At 64.7% G+C, this 20,130-nt stretch carries 26 protein-coding genes; 14 read left to right on the top strand and 12 right to left on the bottom strand.

Annotation, left to right across the window (positions count from 1 at the left end):
• Positions 1 to 41 precede the first annotated feature (41 nt).
• Complete coding sequence (locus M1D87_RS12750) at positions 42 to 230, top strand: hypothetical protein (RefSeq protein ID WP_003253897.1); 189 nt, start codon at positions 42 to 44, stop codon at positions 228 to 230.
• 140 nt (positions 231 to 370) lie between these two features.
• Positions 371 to 682 carry a hypothetical protein gene (locus tag M1D87_RS12755; RefSeq protein ID WP_023663278.1) on the top strand — a complete coding sequence of 104 codons (312 nt, stop codon included), beginning with the start codon at positions 371 to 373 and terminating at the stop codon, positions 680 to 682.
• A gap of 46 nt (positions 683 to 728) precedes the next feature.
• On the opposite strand, the gene M1D87_RS12760 is transcribed toward M1D87_RS12755, so the two are convergent.
• Positions 729 to 1,061 (bottom strand): hypothetical protein, encoded by a 333-nt coding sequence (locus tag M1D87_RS12760; RefSeq protein WP_003253895.1) that lies wholly within the window; start codon positions 1,059 to 1,061, stop codon positions 729 to 731.
• A 301-nt stretch (positions 1,062 to 1,362) separates the two neighbouring features.
• Positions 1,363 to 2,505 carry a class C beta-lactamase gene (gene ampC, locus M1D87_RS12765; protein WP_123083691.1) on the bottom strand — a complete coding sequence of 381 codons (1,143 nt, stop codon included), beginning with the start codon at positions 2,503 to 2,505 and terminating at the stop codon, positions 1,363 to 1,365.
• Between the two features lie 119 nt (positions 2,506 to 2,624).
• Between ampC and M1D87_RS12770 the strand changes: the two genes are divergently transcribed.
• Complete coding sequence (locus tag M1D87_RS12770) at positions 2,625 to 3,617, top strand: bile acid:sodium symporter family protein (RefSeq protein ID WP_123083690.1); 993 nt, start codon at positions 2,625 to 2,627, stop codon at positions 3,615 to 3,617.
• A 113-nt stretch (positions 3,618 to 3,730) separates the two neighbouring features.
• On the opposite strand, the gene M1D87_RS12775 is transcribed toward M1D87_RS12770, so the two are convergent.
• Both M1D87_RS12775 and M1D87_RS12780 read right to left on the bottom strand, forming a co-directional pair.
• Positions 3,731 to 4,324, bottom strand: coding sequence for an eCIS core domain-containing protein (locus M1D87_RS12775; protein ID WP_024087033.1), 594 nt, complete (start codon positions 4,322 to 4,324; stop codon positions 3,731 to 3,733).
• Positions 4,311 to 4,874, bottom strand: a complete 564-nt coding sequence (locus M1D87_RS12780) for a TetR/AcrR family transcriptional regulator (RefSeq protein ID WP_123083689.1) — start codon at positions 4,872 to 4,874, stop codon at positions 4,311 to 4,313. Before M1D87_RS12780 ends, M1D87_RS12775 begins: the two co-directional genes overlap by 14 nt.
• Positions 4,875 to 4,962: 88 nt before the next feature.
• Here M1D87_RS12780 and M1D87_RS12785 point away from each other — a divergent pair, with 88 nt between their 5' ends.
• Both M1D87_RS12785 and M1D87_RS12790 read left to right on the top strand, forming a co-directional pair.
• Positions 4,963 to 5,694, top strand: a complete 732-nt coding sequence (locus M1D87_RS12785) for an SDR family oxidoreductase (RefSeq protein ID WP_061302366.1) — start codon at positions 4,963 to 4,965, stop codon at positions 5,692 to 5,694.
• 30 nt (positions 5,695 to 5,724) lie between these two features.
• Complete coding sequence (locus M1D87_RS12790; RefSeq protein ID WP_123083688.1) at positions 5,725 to 6,336, top strand: 2-hydroxychromene-2-carboxylate isomerase; 612 nt, start codon at positions 5,725 to 5,727, stop codon at positions 6,334 to 6,336.
• Between the two features lie 94 nt (positions 6,337 to 6,430).
• Here M1D87_RS12790 and M1D87_RS12795 read toward each other — a convergent pair whose 3' ends face one another.
• The 4 genes from M1D87_RS12795 to M1D87_RS12810 all read right to left on the bottom strand — a co-directional run bounded on the left by M1D87_RS12795 (position 6,431) and on the right by M1D87_RS12810 (position 9,930).
• The gene (locus M1D87_RS12795; protein ID WP_003248033.1) at positions 6,431 to 6,976 is read right to left on the bottom strand and encodes a cupin domain-containing protein; all 546 of its coding nucleotides are present in this window, start codon (positions 6,974 to 6,976) and stop codon (positions 6,431 to 6,433) included.
• Positions 6,977 to 7,057: 81 nt separating this feature from the next.
• On the bottom strand, positions 7,058 to 8,263 hold the full coding sequence (locus tag M1D87_RS12800; RefSeq protein ID WP_232881837.1) for an MFS transporter: 1,206 nt from the start codon (positions 8,261 to 8,263) through the stop codon (positions 7,058 to 7,060).
• An 84-nt stretch (positions 8,264 to 8,347) separates the two neighbouring features.
• Complete coding sequence (locus tag M1D87_RS12805; protein WP_123083686.1) at positions 8,348 to 8,881, bottom strand: cytochrome b; 534 nt, start codon at positions 8,879 to 8,881, stop codon at positions 8,348 to 8,350.
• Positions 8,878 to 9,930: a catalase family peroxidase gene (locus tag M1D87_RS12810; RefSeq protein ID WP_123083685.1), complete on the bottom strand. Its 1,053-nt coding sequence runs from the start codon at positions 9,928 to 9,930 to the stop codon at positions 8,878 to 8,880. The genes M1D87_RS12805 and M1D87_RS12810 overlap by 4 nt, the downstream gene beginning before the upstream one ends.
• Positions 9,931 to 10,054: 124 nt before the next feature.
• Between M1D87_RS12810 and M1D87_RS12815 the strand changes: the two genes are divergently transcribed.
• Together M1D87_RS12815 and M1D87_RS12820 are read left to right on the top strand one after the other, a co-directional pair.
• A complete protein-coding gene (locus M1D87_RS12815) occupies positions 10,055 to 10,576 on the top strand; it encodes a sigma-70 family RNA polymerase sigma factor (RefSeq protein ID WP_013972484.1) in 522 nt (173 codons plus the stop codon).
• Positions 10,573 to 11,325 (top strand): anti-sigma factor family protein, encoded by a 753-nt coding sequence (locus M1D87_RS12820; RefSeq protein WP_039614882.1) that lies wholly within the window; start codon positions 10,573 to 10,575, stop codon positions 11,323 to 11,325. Before M1D87_RS12815 ends, M1D87_RS12820 begins: the two co-directional genes overlap by 4 nt.
• 308 nt (positions 11,326 to 11,633) lie before the next feature.
• Here the strand turns inward: M1D87_RS12820 and M1D87_RS12825 are convergent, their stop codons facing one another.
• Positions 11,634 to 12,641, bottom strand: a complete 1,008-nt coding sequence (locus M1D87_RS12825; RefSeq protein ID WP_013972486.1) for a GlxA family transcriptional regulator — start codon at positions 12,639 to 12,641, stop codon at positions 11,634 to 11,636.
• 160 nt (positions 12,642 to 12,801) lie between these two features.
• Between M1D87_RS12825 and M1D87_RS12830 the strand changes: the two genes are divergently transcribed.
• Positions 12,802 to 13,272, top strand: a complete 471-nt coding sequence (locus M1D87_RS12830) for a hypothetical protein (RefSeq protein WP_013972487.1) — start codon at positions 12,802 to 12,804, stop codon at positions 13,270 to 13,272.
• A 223-nt stretch (positions 13,273 to 13,495) separates the two neighbouring features.
• Positions 13,496 to 13,708, top strand: a complete 213-nt coding sequence (locus M1D87_RS12835) for a PLDc N-terminal domain-containing protein (protein ID WP_013972488.1) — start codon at positions 13,496 to 13,498, stop codon at positions 13,706 to 13,708.
• Between the two features lie 44 nt (positions 13,709 to 13,752).
• Here the strand turns inward: M1D87_RS12835 and M1D87_RS12840 are convergent, their stop codons facing one another.
• Positions 13,753 to 14,076, bottom strand: a complete 324-nt coding sequence (locus M1D87_RS12840; protein ID WP_123083684.1) for a hypothetical protein — start codon at positions 14,074 to 14,076, stop codon at positions 13,753 to 13,755.
• Positions 14,077 to 14,287: 211 nt separating this feature from the next.
• On the opposite strand from M1D87_RS12840, the gene M1D87_RS12845 reads away from it, so the two are divergent.
• The gene (locus M1D87_RS12845; protein WP_123083683.1) at positions 14,288 to 14,698 is read left to right on the top strand and encodes a RidA family protein; all 411 of its coding nucleotides are present in this window, start codon (positions 14,288 to 14,290) and stop codon (positions 14,696 to 14,698) included.
• A gap of 108 nt (positions 14,699 to 14,806) precedes the next feature.
• A complete protein-coding gene (locus M1D87_RS12850) occupies positions 14,807 to 15,679 on the top strand; it encodes a DMT family transporter (protein WP_123083682.1) in 873 nt (290 codons plus the stop codon).
• Here M1D87_RS12850 and M1D87_RS12855 read toward each other — a convergent pair.
• Positions 15,676 to 16,395: a TorF family putative porin gene (locus M1D87_RS12855; RefSeq protein ID WP_123083681.1), complete on the bottom strand. Its 720-nt coding sequence runs from the start codon at positions 16,393 to 16,395 to the stop codon at positions 15,676 to 15,678. The two genes, M1D87_RS12850 and M1D87_RS12855, sit on opposite strands and share 4 nt — an antisense overlap.
• Positions 16,396 to 16,476: 81 nt before the next feature.
• The gene (locus tag M1D87_RS12860; RefSeq protein WP_015270196.1) at positions 16,477 to 16,728 is read right to left on the bottom strand and encodes a hypothetical protein; all 252 of its coding nucleotides are present in this window, start codon (positions 16,726 to 16,728) and stop codon (positions 16,477 to 16,479) included.
• A 122-nt stretch (positions 16,729 to 16,850) separates the two neighbouring features.
• Between M1D87_RS12860 and M1D87_RS12865 the strand changes: the two genes are divergently transcribed.
• From M1D87_RS12865 to M1D87_RS12875, 3 genes are all read left to right on the top strand, one after another.
• Positions 16,851 to 17,510, top strand: a complete 660-nt coding sequence (locus M1D87_RS12865; RefSeq protein WP_015270197.1) for a VIT1/CCC1 transporter family protein — start codon at positions 16,851 to 16,853, stop codon at positions 17,508 to 17,510.
• Positions 17,511 to 17,755: 245 nt separating this feature from the next.
• A complete protein-coding gene (locus M1D87_RS12870) occupies positions 17,756 to 19,219 on the top strand; it encodes a DUF3300 domain-containing protein (RefSeq protein ID WP_123083680.1) in 1,464 nt (487 codons plus the stop codon).
• Complete coding sequence (locus M1D87_RS12875; protein WP_123083679.1) at positions 19,216 to 20,109, top strand: DUF2950 domain-containing protein; 894 nt, start codon at positions 19,216 to 19,218, stop codon at positions 20,107 to 20,109. Before M1D87_RS12870 ends, M1D87_RS12875 begins: the two co-directional genes overlap by 4 nt.
• The last annotated feature ends 21 nt before the right edge of the window (positions 20,110 to 20,130 follow it).

Consider the following 20,130-nt stretch of genomic DNA (forward strand, 5'->3'; position numbering starts at 1 on the left):
TTCTGGTTGCCGACGCGTCCGCCACTGGAGGGAGACAGGGCATGAGCGAATCCTTTTTCGAAGACCTGAACGACGCGTTCCCGATCAACAGCCAGGTGCGTTGCGGCCAAGCGGCATTTCGCCTGGGCTTCGCCCACATGACGCTGGATGATTCCGAACAGCTCCAGCCTGCACACCTGCAGCGCAGCAAAAAAGGCCGCTTCATGCCGCGGGTTCCGCTCAAGAAGTGATCCCGCTCCAGCAAAACCCCGCCGAATGGCGGGGTTTTTATTGCCATTTCTTGATCCGCCTCATGGCATTGCCGGGTAGCACTCGCAGGATGGCCAAGGCTGTGGTTTTCTTGCGCGGCATTCCAGCAACGGAGGATTGAATGCTCATGCGAGTCAGGGAAGAGACTTATTGGCAATGGGCCGACGCACAGCTGCACAGCCGCTGCCACGACGAAGCACTCAGTGACGGCACCACGCTCGACGTGCAGGTGCGCCTGTCGCGCCTGGGGGCGACCCAACTGTTTTTGGGGTTGTACGCCGGTGATGGGCGAGCGTTGCTGGAGGAGTATTACCCCGCACGCCCAGGCGAGACCATGACTCGCGCCCTGGTGTGGGGTGTAGACCGCGCCCGGGCGATGGCAACCGGCGCCTTGCCGCTGCCGGAACCCCGCAGCCAGCGGCGCCAGGCATGAAAAAGCCCGGCCTGTGAGGGCCGGGCTCAGGTAAAGGTGGGAACCCTCAGTTGAGCGGTTCGATCACCTTGACTGCCTGCTGCTCACGGGCAGCGGGCCATTCTTGTTGCAGGGTCTGCAGAACGCGGCCGACGAATTCGGTGTCGGCGGCGGCCTTCTTGCCGACGTAGCCTTGGCCACGGCGGTAGACCTTGAAGCGGGCACGCATGCTGGGCAGGTGCTCTTCGAATTCATCTTCGACGGTGTTCGGTGGCAGGCGGTCGAGGCGCACTTCACCGGTCTGGCTTACCCACAGCAGATGGTCGTCAAGGCTGTCCTTGCGTACGGCGAACAGCTGGGCCAATTGGTCGATAGTCGGATTGTTGTTCAAGTTCATCATAAAGCCCCCATTACCCATTCGTAGGTGATTTTTCACAGTTGGCGCTACCACGGTGTAGCGCACTACCAAGGCTGCTACAGCAGCATCGCAACAGGGGCTTTCTCACGCTGCCTTTTGGACAGTTTCCCTCTCCACGGACGGCCTGCGTTACCGCGCAGGCCGTCTGGAACACCCTTGCCACCGCTCCCGATCAGGGAGACGGCTTCATCATGCCCAAGGGCGATGAACGGCGTCAACCATTTTGTAGTGAATATTTTTGCTCACTACATTGTGTCGTTTTGTTCGACAATCGCTGCCCGCACTACAGCCCGGAGAGAATGTCGAAGGCTGCGCGCACCCGGGCTTCGTTCGGGTAGTTTCGGTTGGCCAGCAACACCACGGCCAGTTGTTCGGCGGGCACGAACGCGGCGTAGGCGCCGAAGCCATTGGTCGAGCCGGTCTTGTTGTACCAGGCTGCCGGCAGCGGCGGCAGGGCTGGTTGCAAGCGTGTGGTTGCCTGCGGTTCACGGATTAGCTGCGGGCCGTTGCCATCGATCAGTGTGGCCAGCGTGACCGGGTAGGGGTAACGCTCCCAGCCCAGGCCCTGGGTCATGGCGCCGACCTGGAAGTAGCCCCGCTGGGTGATGGCCGTGGCTTGTGCCAGCGCCGGTGGCAACTTCTCCGGCTGCATGTGGAGGCGCACATAGCGCAGCAGGTCGCTGGCGCTGGTCTTGATGCCGTAGGCTTCGTCGGCGTAAGGGCCGGGGCCGACACGCACCGGCTTGTCGGCACTGTCGTAGCCCTGGGCATACAACCCCTGGGCGCTGGCCGGGACCTGCAGATAGGTGTTTTCCAGGCCCATCTGTTTCAGCAGGCCCTCGCTCATCAGCGTGGAGAACGGCTGATGCTGCGCTCGGGCGGCCAGGTCACCGAACAAGCCCAGGCTGGGGTTCGAGTAGCAGCGCTGGGTGCCGGGTTTGGCGCGGGGTTGCCAGTGCCGGAAGAAATCGACCACCTGCTGCGCCGTCTGCACCGCATCCGGGAACTGCAACGGCAGGCAGTCGGCACTATAGGCGCCCAGCTCCAGCACGCTTGCGTCGCCGATGGGGGCGCCGGCAAGGGCCGGGTGATAGCGCTTGGCCGGGGCATCAAGGTCCAGCTTGCCTTCGGCACTGGCCAGTGCGGCCAGGGTGGCGGTGTAGGTCTTGCTCAGCGAACCGATCTCGAACAGCGTGTCGCGGCTGACCGGCACATTGTCGGCCTTGCTGGCCACGCCATAGCTGAAGTAGTGCGCGTGGTTGCGAGCATAGATGGCCACGGCCATACCGGTGATGCCTTGCTCCTGCATCAGCGGGCGGATGATCTGGTCGACCTTGGCCTGCAACTGGTCGTCGGCCTGGGCGGCACTGTAGTCCAGGGTGAGAGTGATGGCGGCTGCAAGTGCAGCCAGGCGGGAGAGGGGCATGAGCGGGTCCTGTGCTGGAGCGTGTCCGTTGAGCGACACCGGTGGGGGTTCCGGCGTTAGCGGCGAAAAACCGAAGACCTTATCGTCTGCCCTTGCACAATGACAAGACGGAAACTGTGATGAAGTATTTGCGCATGTTATTCGACAATTTCACCCTGGCTTTGCTCGGGGTGGTGCTGATTGCCACCGTGCTGCCTTGCTCGGGCGACGGCGCAGTGTATTTTGGTTGGCTGACCAACCTGGCCATCGGCCTGCTGTTCTTCCTGCACGGCGCCAAGCTGTCGCGCGAGGCGATCATTGCCGGAGCGGGGCACTGGCGCCTGCACTTGCTGGTGTTCTCCTGCACCTTCGTGCTGTTCCCGCTGCTGGGCCTGGCGTTCAAGCCACTGTTCGTGCCGCTGGTGGGCAACGAACTTTACCTGGGCGTGCTCTACCTGTGTGCCTTGCCGGCTACCGTGCAGTCGGCCATCGCCTTCACTTCGCTGGCGCGTGGTAACGTGCCGGCGGCCATTTGCAGTGCGGCGGCATCCAGCCTGCTGGGTATCTTCCTCACGCCGTTGCTGGTAGTGATGTTGCTGGGGGCCAGCGGTGATACCGGTTCTGGTCTGGATGCGGTGCTGAAGATCACCCTGCAGCTGCTGGTGCCGTTCGTGGCCGGGCAGGTCGCCCGGCGCTGGATCGGTGCCTGGGTCAAGCGCAATGCGCGCTGGCTCAAGGTGGTGGACCAGGGTTCGATCCTGCTGGTGGTCTACACCGCGTTCAGCGAGGCGGTGGTCACCGGGCTGTGGCACACGGTATCGCCGCAGCACCTGGCCGGGTTGTTTGCCGTGTGCGGAATCTTGTTGGCGGTGGTGTTGTACGGTACCCGGCTGCTCGGCAAGCTGCTGGGCTTTGACCTGGAGGACCGCATTACCATCCTGTTCGCCGGTTCGAAGAAGAGCCTGGCCACCGGGGTGCCAATGGCGCAGGTGCTGTTCGTCGGCAGTGGCATTGGCGCGATGATCCTGCCGCTGATGCTGTTCCACCAGATTCAGCTGATGGTCTGTGCAGTGCTGGCGCAGCGTTATGCCAGCCGTGAGCAGGTGGCTGAAAAAGCTTCGGCGGCATCCTGACAGGGCCCTGTCGCCGGCACGCCAGCTCCCACCTCGACTGCACAGCTCTCAAGGCCTGTGCAGTCCCTGTGGGAGCTGGCTTGCCGGCGAAGGGCTGCAAAGCAGCCCCTGGCTTATCTGGCCTGTCCTGAACCACGCTCGCGCAGCGCCTTGCCTACCTCGGCCTCGATCTTGTAGGCCGGCGCTTCCAGGTCGTCGTAGTTGCGCGTGTAGCGCCGGGCGAACTCTTCCACACCCAGCTGCTGATACTGCTGCACATGCTTGAGCTCATGTGCCCACAACGCCACGTTGTCCTCGGCATCGGCGGGGCGGCGGAAGATGATCGTGTCGATCAGCGTCACGGCGTTCACATCGGGGTTCTGCAGCAGCGCATTGGCCGCGCTCATCTGCTGTTCGTCACCCACCCGGAAGCGCGCCGCGTCGAGCACGGCAAAGTCGTACCAAGGTTCGAGTTGCGCACGGATATGCAACGGGATCGGCTCGACGCCGCTGGCGGTGGCTTCGTCGCGGGCCTGCTGCAAGGCGTAGGTCAGGCTGGACGAAGCCAGTACTTCCACGTCCTTGAAAATTTGCCCGGCCTGGCCGGGGTCGATGGGCGCACAGAAACACCCCATCAGGCACACCTGGTACTGCCCTGGCGGGCAGGCCTGTTCGGCGAGTGCAGGCAAGCTCATCAGTAGCCCCAGCAGTAAACTAATCCGCTTCATGCAGGGACTTCTCGACAAAGTGGCGGCTGGCGTCCAGTACCTGCGACTGCACGCTTTCCGTGGCCAGCATGCGCCCGACCAGCAAGGCACCGACGCACTGGCTGATCAGCACCCAGGCTAATTCGCTGTCTTCCAGGGTCGCGCTCCATGCCTGGTGCAGCTCCACCAGCCAATGCTCGGCCACTGCACGCACCGGTGCTTCGGCCCGGGCAATCTCCACCCCCAATGGCGGCAGCGGGCAGCCACCCTCGGCATTGTGCAGGTGAGCCAGGCTCAGGTACTGCTGCAGGCAACGGCCCAGGCGTTCGCGACTGGCGCCCTGGTTGGCCAGGCGCGCCAGCGGGCTGTTGCACAATTCCTGCCGCACTACTTCGGTGAACAGGTCGTCCTTGGACGGGAAGTGGTTGTAGAAGGCTCCGCCGGTCAGGCCGATCGCCTTCATCAGCCCGGCTACGCCGGTGCTGGAAAAGCCCCCGCGTTTGGCCAGCGCGCCGCTGCTGGCCAGCAGCCGCTCGCGGGTTTGCTGCTTGTGTTCGTTGGTGTAGCGCATTCAGTTGCCTCTGCAGGCGGGCTTGACGATGGCGGCGATCATAACATAGCGTTCGTTTACTAAACGATCATTCACTAATGGGGCAGGCATGGCAGAACAACAAAAAGTGGTGCTCGTGATTGGCGCGGGGGATGCTACCGGCGGCGAGATCGCCAAGCGCTTTGCCCGTGAGGGCTACATTGCTTGTGTTACCCGGCGCCAGGCTGACAAGTTGCAGCCGCTGCTGGACGAAATCCGTGCTGCCGGCGGCCAGGCCCACGGGTTTGGCTCCGATGCGCGCAAGGAGGAGGAGGTGGCGGCGCTGGTCGAAACCATCGAGCGTGATATCGGCCCGATCGAAGCGTTTGTGTTCAATATCGGTGCCAATGTGCCCTGTAGCATTCTTGAGGAAACCCCACGCAAATACTTCAAGATCTGGGAGATGGCCTGTTTTGCCGGTTTCCTCACCGCCCAGGCGGTGGCCCGGCGCATGGTCCAGCGCGAGCGTGGCACCATCCTGTTCACCGGCGCCACCGCTGGCACTCGTGGCGCGGCGGGCTTTGCGGCATTCGCCGGGGCCAAGCACGCTTTGCGCGCCCTGGCCCAGAGCATGGCGCGCGAGCTAGGGCCGCGGAACATCCATGTCGCCCACGTGGTGGTTGACGGGGCCATCGACACCGCCTTCATCCGTGACACTTTCCCCGAGCGCTACGCCCTCAAGGACCAGGATGGCATCCTCGACCCGGCCCACATCGCCGACAGCTACTGGTTCCTGCACGCCCAGCCCCGCGACGCCTGGACCTTCGAGCTGGACCTGCGCCCCTGGATGGAACGTTGGTAATCCCCTTTACCGAGCAAGGACCGTAACCACATGAACAAGACTGTCGATTTCTTTTTTGACCTGGGCAGCCCGGCCAGCTATCTGGCCTGGACCCAACTGCCTGGCCTGTGTGCGCGCCAGGGTGCCACGCTGCGTTACCGGCCGATGCTGCTGGGCGGGGTTTTCCAGGCCACCGGCAACGCCTCGCCGGTGATGATCCCGGCCAAGGGCCGCTACATGTTCACCGACCTGGCGCGCTTCGCCGAGCGCTACGGGGTACCGTTCGGGTTGCCGCCGGGGTTCCCGGTCAATACCTTGACCCTGATGCGCGGGGCAATGGGCACCCAACTGCGTTCGCCGGAGCGGTTCGATGCGTTGCTGGCGGTGCTGTTCAATGGTCTGTTTGCGCAGCGCCGCAATCTGGGCGACATCGCCGTCCTCGACGACACGCTGAGCCAGGGCGGCTTCGACCCGCAGGCATTTCGCGCGCTGGCGGGTGATGACGAGGTGAAGTCCGCGCTCAGGCACGCGACCGAAGCTGCAGTGGAGCGCGGGGTGTTCGGCGCGCCGACCTGTTTTGTCGGTGGCGAGATGTTCTTCGGGCAGGACCGCCTGGACTTTGTCGAAGAGGCCCTGCGTCAGGGTGTCGACAGCCTTACCTGAAGGCGCCTCTCCCACAGGGTTGGCGCGTTTCCTGTGGGAGCGGCTTCAGCCGCGAACACCGGCAAAGCCGGTGCCATCTCCATGCATAAAGCAGTCAGAAGTTCGCCGGGGTGTTGGCGCTGATGATTTCGGCCTCGTCCGGGCCGATGTTCTTGAAACTGTGCGGCAGGGTAGTGGGGATGTAGTAACCGTCGCCCGAGTTGAGCACGCTCACCTGGCCATCGACCCACAACTCGACGGTGCCGCGTGTGACCAGGCCACACTCCTCACCCTCGGCATGCACGATCGGCTCGCCCGAATCGGCACCCGGTGCATACAGTTCACGCAGCATGCGCATCTGCCGGCCTTCGACGCTGGCGCCAACCAGCAGCATGCGCAGGCCGTTGCGGCCCAGGTCTGGCTGCTCGCCGCCACGGAACACGTAGCGCTCTTCGCGCACCGGCTCGTCGAAACTGAAGAACTCCGCCAGGCTCATCGGAATGCCTTCGAGCAGTTTTTTCAGGGAGCTGACCGAAGGGCTGACGCGATTCTGCTCGATCTGCGAGATCGTCGAATTGGTCAGCCCGCTGCGGCGGGCCAGTTCCCGTTGGGAGAGGTTGTTGCGTTCACGCACCAGTTTGAGTCGCGTCCCCGTGTCCATAGCCGCCTTGTAATCAGAGGTGTCAATAATAATGAGCGATGCGCATTAAAACACACTCTGCGCGCTTGCGCGCTGTGCTTGTCAGGCCCGCTGATCGCGCGGCATCGGCCATGACCCGACCAGCAGCAACAGCGCCGCCACCGCCAGGAATGGCAAGCGTGGATCGACGGCATAAACCAAGGTGCCGGCCAGCGGCCCGATCACTGCGCCCATGCCCTGGGCAGCACCGATGGAGCCGGCTGTGGCGCCTTGCTCGGAGGCGTGCATGGCATTGGCCGCCAGCGCCGAAAACGCCGGGAAGACAAAGCCCATGCCCGCCGCCGCGACAAAGTAGCAAGCCCACAGCCAGGGCGCCGTGGTGGCCAGCGAGCCGCAGGCAAAGCCCAGGGCCGAAACCGTGGCGCCGACCCGGATCATCTTCAACGGCGGCCATTCCAGCTGGCGCAGCAGCACCTGCGCCAGGATCAGCGCCACACCCACCGTGGTCAGGGCGATGCCAGCGGCCTGGGCAGCCTCGGCAGGGCCCAGGTGCAGGCGGTCGAGGGCAAAGAAACCGACGTTGATCTGCGATACCGTGACACTGAGCATGGCGCTGAACGCCACCAGCAAGGGCCGACGCAGGCGTGGGTCGTTCAGCCGCACCGGGCTTGGAGCATGGCTGTGCGGCAGCGCCTGCGGCTTCAGGGTGAAAAGCAGGACAAGAAAGGCACTGGCCGGCAGCAGCGACATGATATGGAACGGCAGGCTCAGGCTATGCCGCGCCAGCAGCGCTGCCAGCGCCGGCCCCACCACCAGACCGACGGCGTTGGCCGCCCCCAGCGAGGCCATGGCCCGGGCCCGGCGTTGCGGTTCGACATGGTCGGCGATCAGCGCATTGCAGCCCACCGGGATGGCAGCATAGAAGGCGCCGATACAGCCGCGCGCGACCATCAGGCCTATGAAGGCCAGGGTCGCCCCCGGTAGCCAGCGCAGCGCACCTTCTACGAACAGGCACAGCAGCCAGTAGGCCAGGGTGAAGCCGGCGCTGCCCAGCAGCAGGATGCGCCGACGGCCCAGACGGTCTGCGGCGCGCCCCCAAGGCCGGGCCAGCAGCACCCAGACCACGCCCGCCACGGTCACGGCGGCCCCGGCTTGCCAGGTGGCCATGCCGAGCTGGCGGGCGATCGGGCCGATCAGGGCGACGAAGGCCATCATCGACATGGTGCAGGCCATGTTGGCCAGCAGCAGGGGGCGCAAGTCCAGGGTACTGGCGGGTGCGAGTGTGGCAGGATCCTTTGCGACATTCATAGGGCAGTCCAGGGCGGTACGGCAAATAGAAAGCCGATCTTGTTGGGAATCGTTATCGGTGTCGAGCCCCCGGGCTGCCGAGCGTCATTGGCTGCGGCGCAGCGGGCCAGGCCACATGCTACGCAACACGCCATCGCGGCGCACCCACGCGTGCATCAAGGCTGCACCCACATGCACCAGCACCGTGGCGAACAGCAAGTAGCCAGCCCAGCCATGGGCCTGGCGCAGCACTGCATACAGTTGCAGGTCATGGGGGGCAATGGCCGGCAAGCCCAGGGGGCGGGGGTAGCCACCGGCCGACAGCATGGCCCAGCCCAGCAGCGGCATGGCAAGCATCAGTCCGTAGAGCACCAGGTGCGAAGCCCCGGCGGCCCAGCGTTGCAGTGCAGGCAGGTCGCGCGGCAGGGCTGGGTGGGGCAGGGCCAGGCGAACGGCGATGCGCAGCAGCACCAGCACCAGCAGGGCCAGGCCGGTTGCCTTGTGCAACCCGATCAGCACGGGGTGGCGCGGCGACAGGTCGGCGGCCATGCTCACACCGATGAACAACATGGCCAGGATCAGCACGGCCATCAGCCAGTGCAACAGGCGGGCGAGGGGGTGGAAGGCGTCGGTTTTCATGGGTGGGCTCCGGTGTCGAGCGATTCGCGGCTGCGGCGGTTGAAGGATTCCGAGTAGGCGGCCGAACGGGCGGCGAGAATCGGGTCAGCAGAGGCCTGGATGCCCCGGGGTAGAATCAGCGGGTCGAAGTTGATGTCGCGGCAGGCCCCTTGCTCGGGGCCGTCGACCTGTTCCAGTACCAGCGTGCCGGCGTCCACGCTGCGTCGGTCGGCAGGCCACGGGCTGGCAGGGTCGTCCACTGCATCGCCGGGTTCCGCCAGTACCAGGCGCAGCGTCCAGCGCAGCGGGCCCTGGGCCAGCCGTTGCTGCAGGTCGTGCTGCAGGAACTGTTTATCATCGACTTGGGCAGGCAGGGCGGCAAACGCTGTCTGCGGCTCCAGTTGCCAACGCACGGGGTGGGGCGCGCCGCTTGCGTCGATCAGGCGGAAGGCGTTGATGCTGTGGTACTGCGTGCTGGCGAAGCTGTTGCTGGGCTTGTACCCCGCCGCCCATTGGCGAAACGCCGCGCTTTCCGGGTGGGCGGCGAAAAACGCCTGCAGTTTGCCCGGGTCCGGTTTGCCGGTGGCCGGGTCGGGTGCCCCCGCCAGTACCTGTTCATAGAAGGCTTGTGGCGTGCTCACCGCCAGCACCGGCGGGTTGTTCATGCCGGTACGCCAGACCTGCCCGTCGTCGGTACTCAACTCGATGGCCAAGCTGCGCACCGGTATGCCGGTATCCGGCGCGAACGGGTTGGCGCCGCCGATGGCGAAGCGGCCGATCACTGGCACCCGCGGCTGGCTGAACGCCCGCGCCGTGGACAGGCTGACGGCCTGCCCGCTGGGCTGGAAGTAGCCGCTGACGCACAGGCCCTTGGCGTGGTTCTTGCGGTAACCCGGGTAATGCCCGGCCTGGGCTTCGAAGGTGTCGATGATGCGTTGTGGGGTCAGGCGGGTATCGCCAACCCAGCCGGCGGCATAGGCAAAGGCGGCGCCCGCGCCCAGCATCACGACGCCGATGGCGGCCAGGCGCAGGGCCTTGGCCGGGCCGTGCAGAGGTGAGTTCATGGTCATTGTCCGGTTCAGTGAAGGTGCCGGTACGACGGCGCAGGGAAAAACTTATTCCCTGGCCGGGAATAGATTTTCCTCGCAGGCGTCTGCCTCTTACACTGACAACCCCAGAGGCCGGGACCTTGCCATGCATGATCTGGACGACCACCAGTGGCGCGAGCTGCTGGCCCGCCTGCGCCGCTTTGCCGTGTGGCTGACCCGCGAGCCGGGCAGCGCCGACGACCTGGTACAAGCCACGGTCGAGCGGGCCTTGAGCCGGCGCGACCAGCAACGTGATGCCGATGCCCTGCGGGCCTGGCTGTTCACCATCCTTTATCGGCTGTTCCTTGATGGAAAGCGCCGCGAGCGGCTGCACGCGCGATGGCTGTCCTGGTTCGGTCGCGGCGAGCGCGATGACGAGCCGGTTGGCGGCAACCTCGAGGCCATTGTCCTGGCCCAGGCCGACCTGCAGGCTTTCGCCCGGCTCACGGCAGAACAGCGTGCGTTGTTGCTGCTGGTCAGCATTGAAGGTTTGAGCTACAAGGAGGCCGCCCAGGCCCTGGGCATCCCTATCGGCACTGTGATGTCGCGCCTGTCGCGCGCCCGCAATGCCTTGCGCGAACTGACCGAGGGCAGCCCCCAGCCCCCGGCCTTGCGGAGACTGAAATGACGCGCCTGATCCCCAGCGAAGACGAACTGCACGCTTATGTCGACGAGCGCCTGGAGCCTGCGCGCCGGGCCGAGGTTCAAGCCTGGCTGGCGGCCAACCCGCACGCTGCGGCCAAGGTCGAGGGTTGGCGTGCCGACGCCCGCCGCCTGCGTACGGCGCTGGCCGGGTTCGGCGAAGTGCCCGGGGCGGCGCAGCTGGACCTGGGGCAGTTGCGCCGGCAAGTGCGCCAACGCCGCCAGCGCCGCTGGGCCACGGCGGCGGTGCTGCTGCTGGCGTTTGGCGTAGGTGGCCTGGGAGGTTGGCAAGTGCGCGATGCGACCTTGGCGCGTGCCGAGCTGCCGATGGCCGATGCCGTCCAGGCGCACCGCTTGTTTGCCGGTAGCCAGGCGTTGGATATCCAGGCCAGCGACCCAGGCCAGTTGCGCGACTGGCTGGGGCGCCACTTCAGCCGCGTTGGCCACCTGCCGGACCTGGCGGGCTACGGCTTCAAGCCGGTGGGCGCGCGCCTGCTAAGCAACGAGCAGGGGCCGGCGGCATTGCTGGTGTTCGAGGATGGCAAGGGCCAGCGCATCAGCCTGTTCCTGCGCTCACCAGGTGATCATTATCGGCGCATGCCGGACGGGCAGCGCGTGGACGGGCAGCTGGAGGCGCGGTACTGGTCGCATGGGGCCTACAACTTTGCTCTGGTCAGCGCGGTGGACGATTTGCGCGGGGCGGGGGTGGGGGAGGCGTTGCGCTTGGGTTTGTGAGCCCGCTCTCGCCGGGATCGCGCGTGGATGCTTTGGTGATCCTGTGGGGGATTGCCCAGCCCTTTGGGCTGCGCTGTCGCGCAGAGAACCAATATCGCTCGTCTGACGCGTCCTTTGTAGGAGCAGCCTTGTGCTGCGAAGAGGCCGGTACAGCCAATAGACAGGCTTTGTCAGCCCCGGCCTCTTCGCAGCACAAGGCTGCTCCTACAGGACCTCGCCGAACCAATGAGTCATGTGTTGTTCTATGAGAGCGGGCGCGCCCGCGAAGAGGCCTCGCCAGGCCACACATTCCTGCCATTTTCCCCTGCTCACTCGCCCAACCGCTGCTCACGCGACGGCGGGTAGCCAAAGTAAGCCGCATAACATTTGCTGAAGTGCGACACCGAAACAAACCCGCAGGCCACTGCCACTTCCATCACCGACAGGTCGGAATACTGCAGTAGACGGCGGCTTTTGGTGACGCGCAACTCCATGTAGTAACGCCGCGGCGAAGTGCCCAACTGGGCCTGGAACAGGCGGTCGATCTGTCGGCGCGAGCGCCCGCTGTAGGCGGCCAACTGGTCGAGGCTGAGGGTTTCCTCGAGGTTGTTCTCCATCAGCTCGACGATGGTGCGCAGGTGCAAGCTCATGGATTTCTTCGCGCCCGGGCCGACCTGGCGATAGCGGGCACCGGAGAACGACAGGATCTCCTCTACGCCTTCGGCCAGGCCGTCGCCATACAGCCGGCGCACCAGGCCGAGCATCAGCTCCATGGCACCATTGGGGCTGGCAGCGCTGAGGCGGTCGCGGTCGAGAGTGAAGCTGGCCGGGGTGATCCGCGTCTGCGGGCTGCGCTCGGACAGGCTGGCGCGTTGCTCGGGGTGGATACTGCAGCCATAGTCGTCCAGCACCCCTGCGCGGCCGAGGAACCACGCGCCGTTCCACAACCCGCCCAGGGCCATGCCGTGGGCCGCGCAATCGCCCAGCAGGCGGTCAAGCTCGGGGTACTTCAATGGCGTGCGCAGGCCGCCACAGATCACCAGCAGGTCCAACTCCTTCAAGGCCTCGGCGGATAACTCGGTAGCCACCAACTCCAACCCCAGGTCGCTGAGCACGCGGTCGCCTGCAAGCGACAGTGGGGTGAATCGAAAGCTGTCGGCGCGCAGCAGGTTGGCCGTGACCAGCACGTCCATGGCCACGGTGAAGCTGGCCATGGAGAAGTGTTCGAGCAATACGAAATCGACCCGATAGGGGGCTTGGGCATTGGCGCTGGTGGACTTCAGCCGCAGCATGTTGCTGGTACTGGTCTTCTTGCTGAACTGGCGTGGCGTGGGCACTCTGGACTCCGCTTCCTGGCTGGCCTTGAGAGTGTGGCGGGTGGCCGGGGGAAAGACAATCTCCCGGGTGGCCGTGTCGTATTCCAGGTCGTGTTCAGGCAACCTGTCTGGCTTGGCCCGTTGCCGCTATGCTGATGCTCCTGTCACTGAGGATACCTTGATGAAGTACGCCGCTGCCCTGTTGCTTTGCCTGATGCCATTGTTGGCCAATGCCCTGGAGCAGGGCGACAAGCTCGCCCCGTGGACGCTGCTCGACCAGTACGACCAGGCCTATAGCCTCGCCGCCGGCACGCACATCCTGCTGGTGGCACGCGACATGGACGGTGCCAAGCTGGTGAAGGCGGCGCTGGCCGAACAGCCCAAGGGTTACCTGGAGGCGCGCGATGCGGTGTTCGTTGCCGACATCCAGCGCATGCCGGCGCTGATCAGCAAGCTGTTCGCCATCCCCGCCATGCGCGATTACAACTACCGCGTGCTGCTCGACCGCGACGGGCGCGTGGCCAGCCGTTATCCAGGGCAGGATGGCCAGGTGCAGTGGTTGCAACTGGAACAGGGCAAGCTGGTGAGCCAGCGGGCATTTGCCGATGCGCCGGCGTTGAAGGCGGCGTTGGAAGCTGCACCACGGCATTGAGAGCTGTCACTGCTCCCTGTAGGAGCGGCCTTGTGTCGCGATGGGCTGCATAGCAGCCCCCTGCGGTCCTTTGTAGGGCAAAAAACCTGGGGCCGCTGCGCAGCCCATCGCGACACAAGGCCGCTCCTACAAGGGCCGCGGTGCCATGCCGCCAGCCAAATCAATCTGAACCCTCGGCAGCCTCTGCAACCCAACCCATTACATGCCAAATGGGAGAGCGCTCATGGAAATAGGAACGATCTGGATCATCGTCGCGGCCTTTGTGATCCTGCTGGAAATCTGGGCCATCTGGCACATCATCGGCAGTGACCGGCGCGCCGAGCGCAAGATGCTGTGGATCGTCTTCGTGGTCTACGCACCGTTCCCCGGCTTGCTGTTCTGGGCCTGGCGCGGGCCTCGGGCGGTGAAGGGCAGGGCGGTACTGCAGGAAAAATGATGGAGAACGGCCTCAGGCGCGGGGGCGCCTGAGGCCGTCGATGTTCACTTGGGCAGGATATCGAAGCGAATGGCTGACCCCAGCCCGTCCACCATCAGGCAACCGTAGAACTTCACGGTCGACAGCACACACAGATGCTTGAGCGCTTCATGGATGTAATCGTGAAGCAGCTTTTCGGCATCGCGCCTGCGGTCTGCGAGCGTGGTGCTGCTGAGAGTGATCAACCCGAGCAAGGTGGTTTCAATGTGTTCGACGGTGTCCAGGCCAATTTTTTCGCGCAGGTGCAGGCGCGCCTTTGCCGCATCGTCTTCATCTCGTGCGGTTTTGGGCTTGATGGTATAAGCCAGCTGAAAATCATATTTGCTCATCGCTTTATCCTTGATACGTGCAGGCCTCCATGCCGGGCCTCGCAATCTAGCGCCTGGCAGCCACCGCGCATACAAACGCGTGGTTCACGCAAGCCAGCGCGCTGTGCGAAACGTCCTACGCAGGCAAGCCCGTTTTTACGATGCATGCTTGACCTCGAGTTAACTCAAGGTTCGATACTCCGTCCCTCTTCCAACTGATCGAGGGTTTACCGTGAGCCATTCAACCGCGTTCCAGCTGAGCAACCCCGAAGGCCTGTACGACCCCAGCGGCAATGCCTACTCTCATGTCGCCGAGGTTCATGCCGACAGCCGCCTGTTGTTCATCGCCGGCCAGGGCGGGGAGGACCGCAACGGGCAGCTGTCGCCGCTGTTCGCCGAGCAGGCGCGCCAGGCACTGACCAACCTTGAGATTGCCCTGGCGTCGAAAGGCGCCAGCTTGGCCCATGTGTTCAAGCTGACCCTGCTGATCGTCGAGCATTCCGAAACGCGACTGCATGAATGGGTAGCCGAGGCTGACAGGGCCTGGGGCCGCAGCATGAAACCGACCTGCACGCTGATACCGGTACCCCGGTTGGCGCTGGACGGCATGCTGGTGGAGATCGAGGCAGTGGCGGCTGTATAGGTCCGGGCGATTCGGTGGTGGCGGCAGATAAACACTATGTTGTATATCGGTGCTGGCCCAACCAGCATGGCCGCTATAACAACAATTGACCTCAAAGGTGACCACACCATGAGCACCGGCACCACCACGCTTGCCGACCCCAAGGCCCGGGCCTGGGTCTGGCCCGCACTTTTCAGCCTGGTGGCCTTCGCTGCCAACTCGGTATTCTGCCGGCTCGCGCTGAAGGATGGGGCCATCGACCCAGCCTCCTTCACCGTAGTGCGCCTGGCCAGTGGCGCATTGTTCCTGCTGCTGTTGCTCCGCCTGCGCAAACCCGCGCTTGCCATGGGGGGCAGCTGGCGCGGCGGCCTGGCACTGTTCCTGTACGCGTTCCTGTTTTCTGCGGCATATCTGCAACTGGGCGCAGGCGCGGGTGCGTTGCTGCTGTTCGGCGCGGTGCAGATCACCATGTTTGGCTTCGCCTGGTACAAAGGCGAACAAATCACCGCGCGGATGCTGCTGGGCATGCTGATCGCCTTCGTCGGCCTGCTGGTGCTGCTGTTGCCCGGTACTGCGGCGCCACCTTTTGCCAGTGCCTTGCTGATGGCCCTGTCTGGCGTGGCCTGGGGCGTTTACACGCTGCTGGGCAAAGGTTCACCCAGGCCGCTGGCCGACACTGCCGGCAATTTCACCCGGAGCCTGCCGTGCCTGGTGCTGCTGGCGCCGATGCTGCTGCTGGGCGCCGACTTGCACCTGAGCCCGCTCGGCGTGCTGTATGCGCTGGGTTCTGGTGTGCTGGCGTCCGGTGCTGGCTATGCCGTGTGGTACGGCGTGGTCAGGCAAGTCAGCGCGCAGCAGGCGGCGACCATGCAGCTCAGCGTCCCGGTGATCGCGGCGTTGGGCGGGGTTGGCCTGATCGGCGAGCCATTGTCGTTGCGCTTGCTGGTGGCCTGCGTGGTGGTGCTGGGCGGTATCGCCCTGGCGCTGGCGTCGCGCCGTTAAAAGAAACGGCGTTGCGCCTTGAGCGTGACCATGCTGTCGCAATAGGTGTTGATGCCCGAATACGCATCACACCCGCCACCACTGAGGTTTGAGTTGCTGTAGACCAGGTTCAGGTCGATGCCGAGCCAAGGCCGGGAAAGTTCCAGCGACCAATCGGAAAAGGCATTCACCTCGCTGCCATCACCAATGGTGAATGGCGTACCCAGGCGGTGATGGGCGAGCTTGACGCTCAGGTCGACATCAAACAGCGGCAGTTGGCCGAAGTCGGCGAATAGCGTGGCGGTGCGGTTGTCGGGATTGTCGCGCAGCGCTCCACCGAAATGGCTGCCCAGCACCGAAACACCGCCGTACAGGGCATAGCTGTCGGGGCCCGCAATGTTTGGCTGACTATAATGGATCAACCCCACCTCGTAGCCCAGGCTACTGTCGAACCGGTGCTTGTAGCCCAGGTAACTGTCCAGCCGCAGGGTGGAGTCGGGCGTCACGCCCATGCTCGGGGCGTACTGGCCAAGGTACCAGCCGCTGGGGTGGCTGAAGTCGAGGCCACCGTGGAACGCACCGATGGCGCTGGGCGATATCAGCCCCTGGGCCATACTGCGTGAGGGGGTGGTGCCGAGTGTAAAGTCGAAGTCGCCCAGTTCGCGTTTGATCTGTTGGGCCAGCAGCATGGGGCTGAACAGCAGTGCAGCACTCAGCAACAGAAGGGGCCTGGTCATGGTCTCCGTCCTGGAAGGCTTGCGGTTGAGCGGTAAAGCATACCTGTGCAGGTAACGTGAGGGAACCGCCGGCTAGCCCATTCAGCCTTTGGTCGAACGGTCGGCGTCTGCAGCTTCGGTCACCACGGGCAGGTTGCCTGCACGCTGGATTACCCGCCGTTGCTGCTCGTAGTCGTCCAGCGACAGGCCACGGCGTTGCAAGGCTTCCAATTGCAGTTGACGGGTTTCTTCGGCGGTGTAGGGACGCAGTTCGGGGTGGCTGGCACAGCCGCTGGTGATGGCGATGGCAATGACGGCAAGGGTGGCGGACAGCAGGCGGGCCAAGGTGTTCATCAGGTAGCTCCAGGGGCCGGTGTGGTGGGCGGCGAGTCGATGGAGCTAGGTTATTCGGCCATGTCGTTCGGCAGAAATTGCCATTCTCGATAGTGACTATCGATGGTTCCTGGGAGGGTGCGATGGGGCAAGACGAGCAACCGCGAAAATGGGGCGTGCTGGAACCAATCGACCGGATCACCGAAGTCATCTTCGGCCTGTTGATGGCGATGACCTTCATCGGCTCGCTGAGCGTGGCTACGGCAGGGCGCGAAGACGCGCGGCTGATGCTGATTGCCGCGCTCGGCTGCAACCTGGCCTGGGGCCTGGCCGATGCCGTAATCTACCTGCTGCGTACCTGGACCGAACGCACCCGCAGCCGGACCTTGCTGGCCCGCCTGCAAGCAGGTGATATCAACCAGGGGCGCAGGCTGATTGCCGATACGCTGCCAGAGCGCATCGGCCTGGCACTGGATGAAGACGGGCTGGAGATGCTGCGCGGGCGCATGCTGCGTGATGCTGGCCGCCCGCTGCCGGCACGCCTGGGGCTGGATGATTTCAAGGCTGCCCTGGCCACTTTCCTGCTGGTGGTACTGGCAACTTTCCCGATGGTCATTCCGTTCCTGCTGATCGAGACCACCGGTACGGCCATCCGTGTATCGAACCTGGTCGCCCTGGCCATGCTCTTCCTTGCGGGCTGGCTGCTGGCACGCTATTCCGGTGGCCGCACCCTGTTGACCGGCGTGGTTCTGGCGGTAGTCGGGGCGTCACTGATCGTGGCGATCATCGCCTTGGGCGGTTGAGCACTGCCCGCTCAGTATTTTATGTCGCGGGAGCGCTCACGGCCTTGCTGTGGATACGGCCTTGTGCATGCGCCGGCCTCTTCGCGGGCACAGTCAATTACAGATCTCAGCCCAGCCCTGATATAGATTCAAAAGCAGCAACCACCGCACCCTTAGAGCGCGAAAAGTTTGCGCCCCCGTATCTGGCCAAAAGCAGCGCCATTGCTACCCTTAACCCACGCGGCCTGATCTCACGGAGAGATGCGATGCGCATGCCATTGTCAGCGGTCCTGTCGGTGATCCTGTATCTGAGTGCCACGCCCGGCCTGGTGCTGGCAGAGGATGTACCGGCCCCCGACCCGGCACCACAAACCGACTCGGTCGCGGCCAAGGACCCGGTGTTCACCCAGGAGCAACTGGATCAGATGCTGGCACCCATCGCGCTGTACCCCGATGCGCTGCTGGCACAGGTATTGATGGCCTCCACTTACCCGGGGCAGGTGAGCGAAGCTGTGACCTGGTCCAAGGCCAACCCCAAGGCCACCGGCGACGATGCCGTCAAGAAGGTGGCGAACCAGCCCTGGGACCCAAGTGTACAAGCGCTGGTGGCCTTCCCGCAGGTGCTGGCGACCCTGGGGCAGGACCCGGTCTGGGTGCAGCGGCTGGGCGACGCCTTCCTCGCACAGCCCGATGATGTCATGGGCGGCGTGCAGCGCCTGCGTCACCAGGCCCAGGCCGCCGGCAACCTGCAGAGCAACCAGTACCAGAACGTGACCGTGCAGACCGCCCCGGCACCGGCACCGGCCTCCAGCGGTAGCAGCACCCAGGTGGTTACGGCCAGCAGCCCGCCCACCACCATCATCATCGAGCCGTCCGACCCGCAAGTGGTGTATGTGCCCACTTACAACCCGACCACCACCTACGGCACCTGGGCCTACCCGGCTTCGCCGCCGGCGTACTACCCGCCACCGCCCATGTACTACCCCGGTTCAGCGCTGGTGGCGGGCCTAGCCTTCGGTACCGGCGTGGCGATCGTTGCCTCGCTGTGGGGTGACTGCGACTGGGGCAACAACGACATCGACATCGACGTCAACCGCTACAACAACATCAACGCCAACAACCGCATCACCAACAACCAGAACAAATGGCAGCACAACGCCGCCAACCGCGACGGCGTGCCGTACCGCGACTCCCGCAGCCGCCAGCAGTACGGTCGCCAGCTGGACGGTGCCACCCAGCGTACTGCCTTCCGCGGCGATGACGCCCAGCGCGCCCAGGCGCGGGACAAGGCCAGGGCGTCGATGGACCGGGCCGGCATCGAACGTCCGGCCACCAGCAACCGCCAGGCACGCCAGCAGATGCGCGAGGCGCAGGCAGGCAATTCGGTCGGCAACCGCATGCAGCCTCGTAGCGACAACCCCAGGGCAACCGACCGTCGACAGGAAACCCGCAACACCCAGGCTCGCCAGCAGAACAGCCAGGTGAACCAGCGCAGGCAGGGCGAAGGCCAGGGGCGGCAACTGGCGCAAAACCGGCCTTCCAATACCGCCGGCCGGGCGCGTAACAATGCCTTCGACGGCGTGCGTTCACCCTCGCGCACCAGCGCGCAGGCCAGCCGTGGCCGCACCAGCCAGTCGTTCGCCCAGCGACCGAGCGCATCACGTGCCGCCGGGCACCAGATTTCCCGGCCCAGTGCGCCCGCACGCCGCGGGGGAGGTGGCCGTCGATGAACCGACAAATGATAGCGGCACTGGTAATCGCAGCCGGTATGACATGGTCATCCCTGGCCGCTGCGCAGGAAGCCTTCCCGACACCGGAGAAGGCGGTGGAATCCTTTGTTGCGGCGCTGGGTGAGGAGAAACCTGATGAAGCCCGCCTGGCCCGGTTGCTGGGTGATGACTGGCGTACCTACATACCGCGCGGTGGTGTGCAACGCAGTGATGTGGACACGTTCCTTGCGCAGTACCGCGCGCAGCACAGCATCAACCTGTCGGGTGCAAACAAGGCCATCCTTGCGGTGGGCAGTGATCACTGGACGTTGCCTATTCCGTTGACCAAAGGCGACCAGGGTTGGCGTTTCGACCTCAAGGCCGGCAGCGCCGAAATCCGCGCCCGGCGCATTGGCCGCAACGAGCTGGGTGCCATGCAGTCGATGCTGGCCTATCACGATGCGCAAATGGAGTACGCCACCCAGGACCACAACGGCAACGGTGCGCTGGAATACGCGCAGAAGATATTCAGCGAGCCCGGCAAGCATGACGGGCTGTACTGGGACGACGATGGCGATGGCCAGGTCAGCCCGCTGGGCCCGCTGTTCGGCCAGGACCGGGTTGGCGACGACTGGTATGGCTACCACTTTCGTATCCTCGATGCACAGGGCCCATCCGCCCCTGGCGGTGCCTACAGTTACCTGATCGGCAACCAGATGAGCCGTGGCTTCGCCATGGTCGCCTGGCCGGCCAGGTACGATGACACCGGGGTGATGAGTTTCATGATCAGCCATGACGGCGAGGTGTTCGAGAAAGACCTCGGGCCGCACGGTGACAAGCTGGCCAAGGAGATGAAACGCTTCGATCCGGATGACAGTTGGAAGGTGGTGGATGTACCGGCGGGAGATTGAGTGGGGCGCATCCGCCGTGGC

The sequence above is a fragment of the Pseudomonas sp. SA233 genome (genome assembly GCF_054792385.1).

What these genes read in the sequence shown, in the direction of transcription:
- M1D87_RS12855 (WP_123083681.1), bottom strand. Translation starts at nt 16,395, where the DNA reads ATGACCAGGCCCCTTCTGTTGCTGAGTGCTGCACTGCTGTTCAGCCCC.
- M1D87_RS12835 (WP_013972488.1), top strand. Translation starts at nt 13,496, where the DNA reads ATGGAAATAGGAACGATCTGGATCATCGTCGCGGCCTTTGTGATCCTG.
- M1D87_RS12875 (WP_123083679.1), top strand. Translation starts at nt 19,216, where the DNA reads ATGAACCGACAAATGATAGCGGCACTGGTAATCGCAGCCGGTATGACA.
- M1D87_RS12755 (WP_023663278.1), top strand. Translation starts at nt 371, where the DNA reads ATGCTCATGCGAGTCAGGGAAGAGACTTATTGGCAATGGGCCGACGCA.
- M1D87_RS12790 (WP_123083688.1), top strand. Translation starts at nt 5,725, where the DNA reads ATGAACAAGACTGTCGATTTCTTTTTTGACCTGGGCAGCCCGGCCAGC.
- M1D87_RS12865 (WP_015270197.1), top strand. Translation starts at nt 16,851, where the DNA reads ATGGGGCAAGACGAGCAACCGCGAAAATGGGGCGTGCTGGAACCAATC.
- M1D87_RS12805 (WP_123083686.1), bottom strand. Translation starts at nt 8,881, where the DNA reads ATGAAAACCGACGCCTTCCACCCCCTCGCCCGCCTGTTGCACTGGCTG.
- M1D87_RS12815 (WP_013972484.1), top strand. Translation starts at nt 10,055, where the DNA reads ATGCATGATCTGGACGACCACCAGTGGCGCGAGCTGCTGGCCCGCCTG.
- M1D87_RS12770 (WP_123083690.1), top strand. Translation starts at nt 2,625, where the DNA reads ATGAAGTATTTGCGCATGTTATTCGACAATTTCACCCTGGCTTTGCTC.
- ampC (WP_123083691.1), bottom strand. Translation starts at nt 2,505, where the DNA reads ATGCCCCTCTCCCGCCTGGCTGCACTTGCAGCCGCCATCACTCTCACC.
- M1D87_RS12785 (WP_061302366.1), top strand. Translation starts at nt 4,963, where the DNA reads ATGGCAGAACAACAAAAAGTGGTGCTCGTGATTGGCGCGGGGGATGCT.
- M1D87_RS12775 (WP_024087033.1), bottom strand. Translation starts at nt 4,324, where the DNA reads ATGAAGCGGATTAGTTTACTGCTGGGGCTACTGATGAGCTTGCCTGCA.
- M1D87_RS12810 (WP_123083685.1), bottom strand. Translation starts at nt 9,930, where the DNA reads ATGACCATGAACTCACCTCTGCACGGCCCGGCCAAGGCCCTGCGCCTG.
- M1D87_RS12760 (WP_003253895.1), bottom strand. Translation starts at nt 1,061, where the DNA reads ATGATGAACTTGAACAACAATCCGACTATCGACCAATTGGCCCAGCTG.
- M1D87_RS12860 (WP_015270196.1), bottom strand. Translation starts at nt 16,728, where the DNA reads ATGAACACCTTGGCCCGCCTGCTGTCCGCCACCCTTGCCGTCATTGCC.
- M1D87_RS12830 (WP_013972487.1), top strand. Translation starts at nt 12,802, where the DNA reads ATGAAGTACGCCGCTGCCCTGTTGCTTTGCCTGATGCCATTGTTGGCC.
- M1D87_RS12870 (WP_123083680.1), top strand. Translation starts at nt 17,756, where the DNA reads ATGCGCATGCCATTGTCAGCGGTCCTGTCGGTGATCCTGTATCTGAGT.
- M1D87_RS12795 (WP_003248033.1), bottom strand. Translation starts at nt 6,976, where the DNA reads ATGGACACGGGGACGCGACTCAAACTGGTGCGTGAACGCAACAACCTC.
- M1D87_RS12850 (WP_123083682.1), top strand. Translation starts at nt 14,807, where the DNA reads ATGAGCACCGGCACCACCACGCTTGCCGACCCCAAGGCCCGGGCCTGG.
- M1D87_RS12820 (WP_039614882.1), top strand. Translation starts at nt 10,573, where the DNA reads ATGACGCGCCTGATCCCCAGCGAAGACGAACTGCACGCTTATGTCGAC.
- M1D87_RS12750 (WP_003253897.1), top strand. Translation starts at nt 42, where the DNA reads ATGAGCGAATCCTTTTTCGAAGACCTGAACGACGCGTTCCCGATCAAC.
- M1D87_RS12840 (WP_123083684.1), bottom strand. Translation starts at nt 14,076, where the DNA reads ATGAGCAAATATGATTTTCAGCTGGCTTATACCATCAAGCCCAAAACC.
- M1D87_RS12780 (WP_123083689.1), bottom strand. Translation starts at nt 4,874, where the DNA reads ATGCGCTACACCAACGAACACAAGCAGCAAACCCGCGAGCGGCTGCTG.
- M1D87_RS12800 (WP_232881837.1), bottom strand. Translation starts at nt 8,263, where the DNA reads ATGAATGTCGCAAAGGATCCTGCCACACTCGCACCCGCCAGTACCCTG.